Origin of the sequence: Prevotella vespertina (genome assembly GCF_009728485.1) — a bacterium.
Lineage (GTDB): Bacteria > Bacteroidota > Bacteroidia > Bacteroidales > Bacteroidaceae > Prevotella > Prevotella vespertina.
This window is the reverse complement of the sequence record NZ_VVIQ01000012.1, coordinates 75,904-89,321: the sequence shown is the minus strand read 5'-3', so window position 1 is coordinate 89,321 and position 13,418 is coordinate 75,904. Positions and strand designations below refer to the sequence as shown.

General features: G+C 36.0%; 11 protein-coding genes. 6 read left to right on the top strand and 5 right to left on the bottom strand.

The features are described 5' to 3' along the window. Window positions 1–253 precede the first annotated feature (253 nt). Together F0475_RS10115 and F0475_RS10110 are read right to left on the bottom strand one after the other, a co-directional pair. Window positions 254–1,501 carry an ABC transporter permease gene (locus F0475_RS10115; RefSeq protein ID WP_155716532.1) on the bottom strand — a complete coding sequence of 416 codons (1,248 nt, stop codon included), beginning with the start codon at window positions 1,499–1,501 and terminating at the stop codon, window positions 254–256. A gap of 60 nt (window positions 1,502–1,561) precedes the next feature. After that, complete coding sequence (locus F0475_RS10110) at window positions 1,562–2,767, bottom strand: pyridoxal phosphate-dependent aminotransferase (protein ID WP_155716531.1); 1,206 nt, start codon at window positions 2,765–2,767, stop codon at window positions 1,562–1,564. 218 nt (window positions 2,768–2,985) lie between these two features. On the opposite strand from F0475_RS10110, the gene F0475_RS10105 reads away from it, so the two are divergent. Together F0475_RS10105 and F0475_RS10100 are read left to right on the top strand one after the other, a co-directional pair. After that, a complete protein-coding gene (locus F0475_RS10105; protein ID WP_036894636.1) occupies window positions 2,986–3,474 on the top strand; it encodes a DUF4494 domain-containing protein in 489 nt (162 codons plus the stop codon). A gap of 24 nt (window positions 3,475–3,498) precedes the next feature. Continuing rightward, the gene (locus F0475_RS10100; RefSeq protein ID WP_155716530.1) at window positions 3,499–4,170 is read left to right on the top strand and encodes a YggS family pyridoxal phosphate-dependent enzyme; all 672 of its coding nucleotides are present in this window, start codon (window positions 3,499–3,501) and stop codon (window positions 4,168–4,170) included. Between the two features lie 60 nt (window positions 4,171–4,230). Here the strand turns inward: F0475_RS10100 and F0475_RS10095 are convergent, their stop codons facing one another. Continuing rightward, complete coding sequence (locus F0475_RS10095; protein WP_317163220.1) at window positions 4,231–4,926, bottom strand: RNA methyltransferase; 696 nt, start codon at window positions 4,924–4,926, stop codon at window positions 4,231–4,233. 240 nt (window positions 4,927–5,166) lie between these two features. Between F0475_RS10095 and tamL the strand changes: the two genes are divergently transcribed. The 3 genes from tamL (at window position 5,167) to F0475_RS10080 (ending at window position 9,054) form a co-directional block, all read left to right on the top strand. Beyond that, window positions 5,167–7,428 carry a translocation and assembly module lipoprotein TamL gene (tamL, locus tag F0475_RS10090; protein WP_155716529.1) on the top strand — a complete coding sequence of 754 codons (2,262 nt, stop codon included), beginning with the start codon at window positions 5,167–5,169 and terminating at the stop codon, window positions 7,426–7,428. A gap of 125 nt (window positions 7,429–7,553) precedes the next feature. Then, window positions 7,554–8,357, top strand: a complete 804-nt coding sequence (locus F0475_RS10085) for an MBL fold metallo-hydrolase (RefSeq protein WP_155716528.1) — start codon at window positions 7,554–7,556, stop codon at window positions 8,355–8,357. A 55-nt stretch (window positions 8,358–8,412) separates the two neighbouring features. Then, window positions 8,413–9,054, top strand: coding sequence for a hypothetical protein (locus F0475_RS10080; RefSeq protein WP_155716527.1), 642 nt, complete (start codon window positions 8,413–8,415; stop codon window positions 9,052–9,054). Window positions 9,055–9,894: 840 nt separating this feature from the next. Here the strand turns inward: F0475_RS10080 and F0475_RS10075 are convergent. Together F0475_RS10075 and ispE are read right to left on the bottom strand one after the other, a co-directional pair. Continuing rightward, window positions 9,895–10,434 carry a 30S ribosomal protein S16 gene (locus tag F0475_RS10075; protein ID WP_155716526.1) on the bottom strand — a complete coding sequence of 180 codons (540 nt, stop codon included), beginning with the start codon at window positions 10,432–10,434 and terminating at the stop codon, window positions 9,895–9,897. A 103-nt stretch (window positions 10,435–10,537) separates the two neighbouring features. Further along, entirely contained in the window at window positions 10,538–11,377 is an 840-nt protein-coding gene (gene ispE, locus F0475_RS10070; protein ID WP_155716525.1) for a 4-(cytidine 5'-diphospho)-2-C-methyl-D-erythritol kinase, read from the bottom strand. Between the two features lie 90 nt (window positions 11,378–11,467). Here ispE and dnaB point away from each other — a divergent pair, with 90 nt between their 5' ends. Beyond that, window positions 11,468–12,985, top strand: coding sequence for a replicative DNA helicase (gene dnaB / locus F0475_RS10065; RefSeq protein ID WP_009434218.1), 1,518 nt, complete (start codon window positions 11,468–11,470; stop codon window positions 12,983–12,985). Window positions 12,986–13,418: the final 433 nt, after the last annotated feature.

Below are 13,418 nucleotides of genomic sequence, written 5' to 3'. Positions count from 1 at the left end.
ATAACTGCAATGGTCAGAACTGGTTGTATGTATCAACCTGACAATATCTGTTTGGCAACACAAAGTGTAATTGTTAAATAAATAGTTAAAATAAGAAATATTGGAGGTTTTTGACATAGAAAGCATAGGGGGATAGTAACATAGTTTTAGACAGAAGAAGACTCAAGAACTTCGAAGTCCTTGCAACTCATTTTCCCTCCATTACTTCGCTATGTCTTGTGATACTTTCATTCGAAGTAAGGGAGGGTTATTCTTATTCATAATGCATTGACTTGGCAGGATGTATATGACTGATGAGATAACTTGGGGCTATCAGAACAATAATACAAATTAATAAAGTGGCAAGGTTGAGGGCTATGATAAGTGGAATGTTAATCTCTACAGGAACAACACTCACATAATAAGTCTGTGGGTCAAGTGTTATTAATCCTAACCATTTTTGTAAAAAGATGCAACCTAAGCCAATGATGTTTCCAAAGAGTAAGCCTTTGCCAATAATGAACGTTGAGAACCAAAGAAATATGTGGCGTATCTGACGATTGCGTGAGCCAAGCGCTTTGAGAATACCAATCATTTGGGTATGCTCAAGAATAATAATTAGCAAGCCAGAAATCATTGTTACACCAGCTACAGCGGTCATCAGTGCTAGGATAATCCAAACGTTCATATCCATTAGATCGAGCCATGAGAAAATCTGTGGGTTCATCTCGGTTATATTCTCGGCAGAATAGGTCTCACCATAATGATCCACAGTGTTCTTCACCTTATTTAATATCCGCATTGTGACGAGGTTGAGCTGTGAGAAGTCATTGACTTGCAATTCAGCTCCGCTATATTGATCAGGCTCCCATCCATTGAGCTTGTTGATGGTGTATAAATCAGTGAAGCAAATCTGTGAATCGAATTGCTTCATGTTAGTAGCATAAATACCTGTAATGGTGAACTTACGGGTTCGAACTCCTTGCTTGTTAATAAAGTAAGCGAAGAGGCGTTGCCCCACTTTTAGATTTAGTTTATCTGCGATGGTCTTTGAGATAACAATCTTTTGGTGGCTTTCAGAATCAGAAAACTTTGGAAGAGTCCCTTCTATCATATTTGAATGAATGAAGGTTGAATCGAACTCAGGACCAACACCTTTTAATAATACGCCCAGGAAATCATCGTTTGTCTTTAAGATTCCCTGTGTGTAAGCATAACGTTGTACATGCTTTATACCAGGTGTACTCTTTAGAGCTCTGATTAAAGAATCATTGATTTGGATGGGGTATTGCTCGGAACCTTGTAAGGTGAGGAAGTCTGCTACAGTTATATCACTTCCGAAGCCGATAACCTTATCACGGATAGAGTGCTTAAAGCCGAGAACAACACTCACAGAGATGATCATCACAGCTAAACCTATTGCTACTCCAATGGTGGCAATACGGATAGCAGGCTTGGAAACCTTTCTGGTCTTGTCGCCTCCATTATAAATCTTTCGAGCAATAAAAAGTGGATAGTTCATAAGTTCTGTCCATGGTGTTCATGGACTATAATTTTAGAATTATAAACTTGAGTTTTGATTTTATTCTTCCTTTACGCGTCCTGGGTATGCCTCTAGTGCCTTTTGTAGGATAAACAAAGCACGCTGTAAGTCTTCTCGTTTAAGTACGTATGCAATGCGAACTTGATTACGACCAGCACCGGGGGTTGTATAGAAGCCACTAGCAGGAGCCATCATGACTGTTTCGTCTTCATAATTAAACTCTTCCAAGCACCAACGACAGAATTTATCAGAATCATCAACAGGCAACTTTGCTACAGTATAGAAAGCTCCCATAGGGATAGGGGAGTAAACTCCAGGGATTCTGTTTAAACCATCAATAAGACATTTACGCCGTTCGACATACTCATCATATACATCACGATAATATGATTGTGGAGCATCAAGACTTGCCTCTGCTACGATTTGACCAATAAGTGGTGGAGACAAACGTGCTTGGCAGAACTTCATGACAGCTTTGCGTATCTCTTCATTCTTGGTTATCAAAGCTCCGATACGTATTCCGCATTCGCTGTAACGCTTAGAAACAGAATCTATAAGTATCGTGTTATTCTCTATCCCCTGCAAGTGCATTGCCGAGATATAAGGTGAGCCTGTATAGATGTATTCACGATAGACCTCATCAGAGAAGAGATATAAATCATATTTCTTAACGAGGTCACGTATTTGATTCATCTCTCTGCGTGTGTACAAGTAACCCGTAGGATTATTAGGGTTACAAATCATAATAGCACGTGTACGCTCATTAATCAACTTCTCGAATTGTTCAACCTTGGGAAGTGCAAAACCTTCCTCAATAGATGTAGCAATAGTCTTTATCTTTGCACCTGCAGAAATGGCAAATGCCATATAATTAGCGTATGCAGGTTCTGGGATAATGATTTCATCTCCAGGATTAAGGCAGGACATGAATGAGAATAGGACTGCCTCAGAACCTCCTGATGTGATAATAATATCATCAGGCGTAACATTTATGTTGAACTTCTTGTAAAAGTCACATAGTTTCTTTCGGTAAGACAGATTACCTTGTGATGGAGAATATTCTAGAATCTTTCGATCAATATTCTTTAATGCATCCAGCCCACATTGAGGTGTGGGTAAATCTGGTTGTCCTATATTTAAATGATAAACCTTAGTGCCACGTTCTTTTGCCGCAGCAGCAAGTGGCGCCAACTTTCTAATAGGCGACTCTGGCATTTCAAGCCCACGAACTGATATTTCTGGCATAATTGTTTTGTTTATCCTCCTTTACTGATTACAAATAGGAGGAAGGGCATCCACCCATAGTTCTTTTACTATGCTTGCAAAGTTATATATTTTTTTTTATTTAATGGCACATTTAGGTGATTAACGCAGATTTTTTACTACTTTTGCGCTACATTAAATATGTAGTATCTCATCTTCTCTTTGAGGATGAGAACTTTTCAACTAAATTATTAAAAGATATGAGAAGTAGAACTAGCACATGGTTTGAAACAAGAGTGAGATATGATAAAACCATGGAAGATGGTCAGAATAAGAAGGTGATAGAACAATATGTCGTTGATGCTTTCAGTTTTTCAGAAGCAGAAGAGTTTATTACCGAAGAGATGTCACATTATGTGAGTGGTGAATTTGATGTAAAAGCAATTGCACCAGCAGCATACGGCGAAATATTCTTTAGTGATATTGATACAGATGATAAGTGGTTTAAAGCTCGTCTAGCTTTTATTACTATTGATGAAAAGACAGAGAAAGAGAAACGCTCTTCTGTTACTTATCTTGTTCAAGCACATTCTGTCAATGGAGCCGTTAAGCATGTAGACGAAGTTATGGGAGCTACACTGATTGATTATGAAATTGCAGCTATCACCGAAACAAAGATTATGGATGTCTTTGAACATCGTGCAGGGAAAAAGGAAGAAATAGAGAGTAAGCCTGAATTTGAACAATAATCAAACGATAAAAACTTATAACTTATGTTTGATGTCGCAAAGAATTTACATGAGGTACTCGATACGCTTCCTGATGGAGTGAAATTGGTTGCTATCAGTAAGTTTCATCCTAAAGAGTATATAGAAGCAGCTTATCGTGAAGGACAACGTATATTTGGTGAAAGTCACGAACAAGAGCTGGCTGGTAAAGTTCAGAGTCTTCCCAAAGATATCGAATGGCACTTCATTGGGCATTTACAAACAAATAAGGTGAAGTACATTGCTCCTTATATATCAATGATAGAAGCAGTAGATACTGTCAAGCTTTTGAAGGAGATAAACAAGCAAGCTGCAAAGTATAATAGAGTCATCAATGTTCTATTAGAGTTGCATATTGCAGAAGAGGAGAGTAAATATGGTTTTACCCCAGATGCTTGTCGTGAGTTCTTGAAGAGTGGTGAATGGAGAGAACTAAAGAATGTGCATATATCTGGATTGATGATGATGGCTTCTAATGTTGAAGATAAAGATCAAATACGTAAAGAAATGACATTTGCTTCCAATTTATTTGATGAACTAAAAGCAACGTATTTCTCTGATGATCCTGAATTTAAAGAGCGATCGTGGGGTATGAGCCATGATTACCCAATAGCCGTTGAATGCCATTCAACAATGGTGCGTGTCGGTACAGCTATTTTTGGTCCTAGAGTTTATTAATGAGGAATAAGATTACTTTCATGAATATGTAGTTTACATGTTGAAAGTAATCTTATAGTTTTATCTTCTTCTAAATTCAGCACAAACTATAGATGTGGCAATAGCAACATTCAATGATTCAGCTGTGTCCTCATTAGAAGAATAGTTAGGTATATATAATTTGCGATTAATCTTTGTACGAAGTATAGGGGAGATTCCTTTGCCTTCATTTCCCATCACAATCATACCATGGTGTGAGAGTTCTTGCTTATAGATATTCTCACCATCTAGTAGAGTGGCATATATAGGATAATCAGCAGGTAAAGATTCAACCATCTTATTTAAATCCACGTAATGTAACCGCACTCTTGCTATACTCCCCATTGTTGCCTGCACTACTTTTGGATTCCAGCAATCAGCAGTATCTAATGAACAAAAGATATCTTTAATACCAAACCAGTCTGCCACACGAATTATCGTACCGAGATTCCCTGGATCCTGTACACCATCGAGAGCTAAGACCAGTTGTGTAATTGAGAATTCTGTATAATGCTCATTTCTTGGTAACTTGAATACACCGAGCATTGATTGAGGATGTTGTAAAAAAGAAATCTTCTTAATATCCTCAATATCCTCAAATATGTTTTCTGCAGTGAAACCAGCATGTAGTAGGTCATTTACAACCTTCGGTCCTTCAGCCACAAATAACCCTGCTTTTTCTCTTCCTTTCTTTGTCTCGAGAGAGTGGATAAGTTTTATTTTATTCTTAGAAATCACTTTGCAAAAGTACAAAAAAAACAGCACGCGGTGTCTATTACTCTCAACTTTTTATTATCTTTGCCGAAATTTATAATATTGCTTTCAGTTGTGTTTAGTAGAGTTTTCTATTAATGGTGCAATCAATAAGGAATATTTTCAATGAAAAAAGTATCAGGTATTGATACAGAACAAAAGAGAAGAAAATATCTCACATATAAAGATATTTATGGTATAAGATAATAAGTAAAATAGATAGCAATGTTACTTAGAAGATTACATAATTATATCTCTCCACTCATTGTAGTAGTCATCATTATATTAACAATGATTGCCTGCTCTACAGATAAATTTATACCTGATGGAGAGTATTTATTAGATAAGGTTGAACTACATTCTGACAATAAGGATGTGAATCAATCTCTTTTGATGCAATACGTTCGCCAGAAAGGAAACTCTCGTTGGTTCTCTTTATTTAAGATACCGCTTGGAACTTATACTTTGTCTGGTAAAGATTCTACAAGATGGATTAATCGAACTTTACGAAAAATGGGGGAGAAACCTGTTGTCTATGATACATTACAAGCACGATTGTCATGTGAAGACCTAACTTCGGCAATGAAGAATATGGGTTATATGAATGCATCTGTGAAAATAGACAAGAAGGTAAGAGGAAAAAGACTTACTGCTATTTATAATTTACATTTTGGAGAACCTTATGTAATTGATAATTTCAAATATGATATTGAGGATTCTGTCATAGCAAAAGTACTTACTAATCATCTTAAATTAGGCACACAGCATCCTAAACAATTTACTGTTACATCCTTGGATGATGAACGTAAACGTCTTACACATATATTGAATGATTCTGGTTTTTATCGTTTTCATAAGGATTTTATATACTATTCCGCAGATTCTATAAGGGGAAAGCAGCATGTCTGTGTTACACTGCACTTGATGAAATACATAGAAAATAGTAATTCAACACCCACATTACATCCACGTTATATAATCAATAATGTAAACTTTATACCAAAGGATTCCACTGGATTTCATCTCCGCAAAAGTGTATTAGAAGATAACACCGCTATAGAAAAAGGTAAATATTTTTCTACTACAGATTTGCAAAACACTTATAATAATTTCTCTCGTTTAGGGGCAGTACATTATACAAATATAAATTTCAGAGAAGTTCCTCGTTATGATAGTCTAGTTATAGGACATTCTATAACAAAGTCTTCTACACACTATTTGGATGCTGATATTATGGTATCTAATAATAAACCTAATACAATTTCATTTCAACCAGAAGGTACGAATACTGCGGGAGATTTAGGTGCAGCTGTTGTTTTATCTTATCAGAATCGAAATCTTTTTCGTGGAAGTGAACATTTGAGCTTAGAGTTTCGTTCAGCATTTGAAGCAATCAAAGGATTGGAAGGTTATAAGAATAGCAACTATGAAGAGTATAGTGTACAAGCACGTCTTCAGTTCCCACGTCTTTTATCTCCTTTCCTCTCAAAGGAATTTAGGCGTCGTAGTAGTGCCACCACAGAAGTTGCTGTTAGTTGGAATCTACAAAATCGCCCAGAGTTTCATCGTCGAGTTTTCAATGGAGCATGGAAATATCATTGGATGAATGTGCCACATCATCTTACATATGATTTTGATCTTCTAAATCTCAGTTATGTGTATATGCCGTGGATTAGTGAAACATTTAAACATAATTATCTTGATAATGCCACGACTCGCAATGCAATTCTTAGATATAATTATCAAGATTTATTCATTGTCCGTACAGGTTTTGGTTTTAATTATAGTAGTCGTAGTCATGCTTTTAGAGGAAAAATAGAACTTGCTGGTAATGTTCTCAACGGACTAGGTGGTATCTTTAAATTTAAAGAGAATAGCATGGGTAAACGTACATTATTTAATATAGCTTATGCCCAATATGCAAAGTTTGATTTTGATTATACTCAGATTTTACGTTTTGATGATCGTAACACATTAGCATTACATGGAGGAATTGGTATTGCTTATCCATATGGTAATAGTACGATATTACCCTTTGAAAAGCGTTATTTCTCTGGTGGAGCTAACTCTGTTAGAGGTTGGAGTGTTCGAGAGTTAGGACCAGGTAAGTTCAGAGGTGTAGATGGTAGGATAGATTTTATCAATCAAACAGGTGATATGAAACTAGATCTCAATGCTGAATATCGTACACACTTATTTTGGAAGTTTGATGGTGCTGCTTTTATTGATGCAGGTAACATTTGGACATTGCGTGATTATGCTAACCAACCTGGTGGTCAATTTCACTTCTCTGACTTCTATAAGCAGATAGCTGTTGCTTACGGATTAGGATTAAGATTGAATTTTGATTATTTTGTACTACGCCTTGATGGTGGTATGAAAGCTATTAATCCTGCATATACAACCACTGCTGAGCATTATGCCTTATGGCATCCAAATTTCAAGCGTGATTTTACATTCCATTTTGCAGTTGGACTTCCATTCTAATGATAAAGGAAATTACATGGGATAATTAATTAATCATAAATTCAAGGTTAAATAATGGTCAATGGGAATAAAGAATTTTGTACATTTAAATTCTTTTATTACATTTGCGTAAAATAAAAGAAATAATGCTTAGGTTTCTATCTTTTGGTAGTGGTAGTAGTGGTAATTGCTATTTGCTTTATACGGATACAGATTGTCTTATGATTGATTGTGGTGTGGGTATTCGTTCTTTGAAGAAGTCATTCCATAACTACGGACTACAAATGAAAATGGTTCATAACATTCTTATCACGCATGACCATGCTGATCATGTGAAGTCTGTTGGATCTATTAGTGGTGACTTACAATTACCTGTATATACTACCAGTGATGTGCATTTAGGGATTAGTAAGAACTGGTGTGTACGACGTAAGATTGATCATGAGCTTACTCGAGAATTAATAAAAGATCAAGAAGTGCAAATTGGAGAATTTTATGTAACTCCATTCTCTGTTCCACATGATAGTACTGATTGTGTGGGATATTCCATTAGACATGATGACCTATACTTTACATTGGTGACTGATTGTGGACACATTACAGATGACATAGCCCGCTACATATCTATTTCAAATTACTTAGTAATAGAAGCTAATCACGAACCTGAAAAGTTGGCGAATGGACCATATCCTCGTCACCTGAAAGAGCGTATAAGCGGTCTCAATGGTCACCTGAGTAATGAAGCATGTGCAAATGCTTTAGTTAACAATGCAACTCCTAACTTACATCATGTATGGCTTTGTCATTTAAGCGATGAAAATAATCATCCAGAGTTGGCAAAGAAGACGATTGAATCAATGCTACGTAATAGAGGTATTATTGCTGGTAAGGATTTCTTGCTTGATGTTTTAAAGCGCAAAACTCCTAGTGAAGTATTCAGTTTGGTCTAACTTTATGCTTATAAATAGCATATCATAAGATTTTATTCTAAGTAAATATCAGATAATGAGATATATAAGTAGTGTAATATGGATATTTTTTCTGTTACAAACAACTATACTTACTGCACAGATTAACATTCAGACTATCCATGTAGAGAATGGGATAATTAAAGGTTATTACGAATTAGATTCTAACGGATTATGCTATGTGCGTAAGGGGCATACAATAACAATTAAAGGAAAGACTTATCCTTTCTATATGAGGGTAGAAGATAACTATACAATTCGTAAATGGGTTAATCCCTTAGATACTTTAAGTCGGAAAGAATTTATTAATATGGATTTTGCTTTAGATGCTGAAAAGGGCAACTATAAGAAAGATTTATTTTTATCTCCATTTGAATATGGATACGATAGAACTATTGTTAATTCTGCTGGTGCTCTATATTATCCATCAAATAGAACTCGGTCGATAATAGCCTGTTACTATTTTTCTGGTGATGTCTTTCTATATAAATTACCACATAGTATAGTTAACAATAAATCTTCCAATATGTCTTTTGTATTAAAAAAGATGATAGAAGAAAAAGAGTTTGTAATCCTTAAAGAAGCTGATACGTTAAAGCATTTATCGAAAAGAGATATTACAAAAATGAATCTCCAACCTACAGGTATTTACTCTTTCTTCTATTGTTTAGATGAATAACTTAAACCTTTCGGTATTAAATGATTAATTTGGATTTTGCTTTATGTCATTATTTCATTAAATTTAGTTTGGAGCAATATACATTTAGTAATCAAAGTTCTGAAAGGTTAGCATTAGCATATTCTAAGGTTAGTGTTGATAGGTTCAAAGATAAGCGTTAATGGGGAAAAACATCAAAGATCATAGTTCAAAGATTAAAGATAGAAATATATTAAATTCAGATTGAGAGATAGAAGTGAGGCTTTTTCTTTTTTCTGCTGCAAAGATAAGCAGATTTTTTCATAATACATACGTTTTTCGTGGTACTGAGGTAACAAGTATTGCAATTACCTTCATAAGTTTCTGTTTTTCAGAAAGATAAGGATAATCAAAAGTATAAAGTTTAAATAATCTCCTTTAAGTTCAAATCATAAAATCACAAATCACAAAATCACAAAAAGAAATTTTCAATATGTAAAGGAGGATTCTCATATAATATATTACCTTATTAATAAATAATAATATATAATGTTTATTTTAATTATGAGAAAAGCATAATATAACCTTAATGTGATTTTGTGATTTGTGATTTTGTGATTGATGTGATTTTAATTCTTCATTTTATGACTTAATTTATTGTCCTCAAGCAAAATTTAAATTGCAAATACCTCTATCAAAATAACTTTTATATGAGTAACTTCACCTATTTTTTAAACACAAGTTATCTAAATCAATAAACACTTTACGATTAAAAACTATTTGTCAAACAGATGTATTAGATAATTTCAATGGTATCTATAAAAGAGAAATCCATAGATTTTCTTTAATCTATGGATTTCCTTGTAAATGTGAGTAAGAGAATTAAGCCTCAGCAGGAGTTTCCTCTGTTGCTGTTTCCTCTGCAGCATTTGCTGCTTCAGCCTCAGCTTGTGCTGCAACGGCAGCAGCCTTCTTGTCTGCAACCTTCTTAGCAATAGCCTCATTAACTTTCTTCTCAGCCTCAAGGTTCTGAGCAACAGCAGCTTTCTTCTCGTCAGTAACCTTCTTTGCTACAGCATCAAAAGCTGCAACTTTAGTTTGCTTCCAAGCCTCGAACTTCTGTTGACAAGTTGCCTCGTCAAATGCGCCTTTCTTAACACCACCACGAAGATGCTTCATCATATAAACACCTTCACCTTTAAGGATGTTACGTGCAGTGTCAGTTGGCTGAGCACCTGTCTCAACCCAATAAAGAGCGCGCTCAAAATTCAAATCTACTGTGGCTGGATTGGTGTTAGGGTTATAAGTACCAATCTTTTCAGTAAACTTACCATCACGTGGTGCACGAGCGTCAGCGATTACAATGCTATAAAAAGCATAGTTCTTACGACCACCGCGCTGCAATCTGATTTTTGTTGCCATAATTTAAATAAATAATTTATAAGGTTTGAATTTATTGCTGTCATCTCGTGACAGCGGTGCAAAATTACTTCTTTTTTCTCTAACTACCAAATATTGTGGACATTTATAATCTACAAGTATAGGTAAACATATTTGGGAAGAGTTGTTCTATGTTTGTAGGTTTCCCTCCAAATATACCGAAGATTGTACTTCCACTTCCTGACATTTGCGCATAGAGTGCTCCATTGTCATATAATGTTTGCTTGATAGTTGCAAGCTCTGTGTGATTCGCAAAGATTGGAGATTCAAAGTCGTTGATAAGTTCGTCACGCCATGTATCAATAGGTTGCTTGACAATATCCCGACAACACTTTGCAGGTTTCTTAGGAGTAATTGAAGAATATGCTTCAACCGTAGAGACAGCTATATCTGGTTTCACAAGAACAAGATAATAGCCATTAAGATTTCCACTTTCAGAATCAGCAGGAGTTAGAATATTGCCAATACCTGTTGCATAAGCTATCTCGGAAGTTATGAAGAAAGCACAGTCAGCTCCTAGCTTAGAAGCGTAACGTTCCATCTCATTGATTCCCATATTTAGGCGGAAACGTTCGTCTAACAACCTTATCATATAGGCTGCATCAGATGAGCCTCCCCCTAAACCTGCTTGCATAGGTATGCGTTTACACAAGTGTATATGTACACGTGGTAGTTGATAATCCTTTGCTATAAGGTTATAAGCCTTAACAACAAGGTTCTTTGATTCATCACATTCAACAATACTACCAGTAACCTTTAGGTCACAAGCTGTATCTGAAGGGAACTCCTCGTCCATCTTCTTTATTTCAAGTACATCACAGAGAGGGACAGGATAAAAAACGGTTTCTAAGTTGTGGTAACCATCCTCACGCTTACTCACAACATTCAAACCAAGATTGATTTTACAACAGGGGAAACAAATCATAGCTTTTCTTTTATAAACTGCTTACAAAGATAATAAAACGTTGTTATAATGATGTAGGGAACGGAATATTTTTTGTAATTTTGCCGCTGTATGCCAGAAAGAAAAGTTAGTAAAACTAGTAGAAAGGGGCAACAAGCTCCTATTGATACATCCTTTGGTCATTTACAGCCACAGGCGATTGATATTGAGAAAGTAGTGTTAGGTGCCCTTATGATTGATAAGGATGCCTTCACTGTTGTATCTGAAATAATTAAGCCAGAGACTTTCTATGAAGCCCGACATCAGAAGATCTATGAGGCGGTACAGTCGTTAAATCTTCAAGAGAAGCCTGTAGATATTATGACGGTTACGGAAGAGTTACGTCATAAAGGAACACTTGAGGACGTAGGTGGTCCTGCTTATGTTGTAGAATTGAGTTCTCAAGTTGCCTCTTCTGCCCATATTGAATATCACGCACATATTCTCGCACAGAAGTTTCTCGCACGACAGCTCATCCAATTTGCCTCAATGATTGAGACCGATGCCTTTGATGAGACGGTGGATGTAGACGATTTAATGCAGAAAGCTGAAGGAGCATTATTTGAGATTTCTCAAAAGAATATGCTTCAAGATTATGTACAGATTGATACCATCGTAGATCAAGCTCACCAACTTTTGCTTCAAGCCTCTAATCGTGAAGGTGGTTTAACTGGTGTTCCTAGTGGTTTCCGTAAGTTGGATGATATTACAGCAGGTTGGCAACCTTCCGATCTTGTTATCATAGCAGGACGTCCAGCCATGGGTAAAACATCATTCGCTTTGAGTATTGCAAAGAATGTTGCTATTGATTATCGTAAGCCGATAGCCTTCTTTTCTCTTGAGATGAATAATGTTCAGTTGGTCAATCGATTGATTTCAAACGTTTGTTCTATACCTGGTAACAAGATTCTTAATGGTCAGTTAACACCAGATGAATGGGAACGTTTCGACTCTAATATTCGTAAAATGCAAGGCGCACCTATTTATGTTGATGATACTCCAGGCTTATCTATATTTGAATTACGAACAAAGGCTCGTCGATTGGTGAGAGAACATGGTATAGAGCTCTTAATGATTGACTATTTGCAGTTGATGAATGCAAATGGAATGCGCTTCAATAGCCGGCAAGAAGAGGTATCAACGATAAGTCGTTCGTTGAAAGGTCTTGCAAAAGAGTTAAACATTCCCGTGTTAGCATTGTCACAATTAAGTCGTGCCGTAGAGCAGCGTGATGGGCCAGAAGGCAAGCGACCACAGTTAAGTGACTTGCGTGAATCAGGTGCTATTGAGCAGGATGCGGATATGGTACTATTTGTGCATCGTCCAGAGTATTATCATATTCTACAAGATGAAAAGGGAAACGACCTCCATGGTATGGCGCAAATCATTATAGCCAAGCACCGTAAGGGTGCAACGGGCGATGTTCTCTTGAATTTCCGTGGTGAATATACTCGTTTCTCCAATCCTGAAGATATCGATTTCAATGCTCCTTTGCCTGATGATTCTATAGGAGGAGAGATTATGGGAAGCAAGATGAACGATGGTCCGTTGCCTCCGCCACCCGATGACATGATGAAGCCTCCATTCTAATCATTTACTGAAACTAACTCTTCGATTAGAGGGAATGCTTTATACAGCCTATCGAAAGAGAAAATTAATGCTAACGTCCTCACCTTGTTCAGCAATAAAGTTAATTTATTTCAGACAAGTGAGGACGTTCTTCTTATCGAATATTTCCACTTCTCTAACTTGGTTTTAAAAGAGATAGATTGTAGAAAGATTTTGATATATTCTTTACATTTGATTTTCTCATTCTAGGAAGAATCTGAACGTAATAATTAGTTTTTTTACAAGGAATAACTGATTTCTGGAAGTCTGACCTATGTTTTTTATAAAACGTACCTACGTTTTGAGTAAAATGTACTATCGTTTTTGGTGAAAGATAGCTCAATTTTAGCAAAAAACACGCTGTTTTTTACCCAAATAGATGAGAGTAATTAGTTGAAAATAAGACTCTAATTTA

What these genes read in the sequence shown, in the direction of transcription:
- F0475_RS10115 (WP_155716532.1), bottom strand. Translation starts at nt 1,501, where the DNA reads ATGAACTATCCACTTTTTATTGCTCGAAAGATTTATAATGGAGGCGAC.
- tamL (WP_155716529.1), top strand. Translation starts at nt 5,167, where the DNA reads ATGTTACTTAGAAGATTACATAATTATATCTCTCCACTCATTGTAGTA.
- ispE (WP_155716525.1), bottom strand. Translation starts at nt 11,377, where the DNA reads ATGATTTGTTTCCCCTGTTGTAAAATCAATCTTGGTTTGAATGTTGTG.
- F0475_RS10085 (WP_155716528.1), top strand. Translation starts at nt 7,554, where the DNA reads ATGCTTAGGTTTCTATCTTTTGGTAGTGGTAGTAGTGGTAATTGCTAT.
- F0475_RS10110 (WP_155716531.1), bottom strand. Translation starts at nt 2,767, where the DNA reads ATGCCAGAAATATCAGTTCGTGGGCTTGAAATGCCAGAGTCGCCTATT.
- F0475_RS10105 (WP_036894636.1), top strand. Translation starts at nt 2,986, where the DNA reads ATGAGAAGTAGAACTAGCACATGGTTTGAAACAAGAGTGAGATATGAT.
- F0475_RS10100 (WP_155716530.1), top strand. Translation starts at nt 3,499, where the DNA reads ATGTTTGATGTCGCAAAGAATTTACATGAGGTACTCGATACGCTTCCT.
- dnaB (WP_009434218.1), top strand. Translation starts at nt 11,468, where the DNA reads ATGCCAGAAAGAAAAGTTAGTAAAACTAGTAGAAAGGGGCAACAAGCT.
- F0475_RS10080 (WP_155716527.1), top strand. Translation starts at nt 8,413, where the DNA reads ATGAGATATATAAGTAGTGTAATATGGATATTTTTTCTGTTACAAACA.
- F0475_RS10075 (WP_155716526.1), bottom strand. Translation starts at nt 10,434, where the DNA reads ATGGCAACAAAAATCAGATTGCAGCGCGGTGGTCGTAAGAACTATGCT.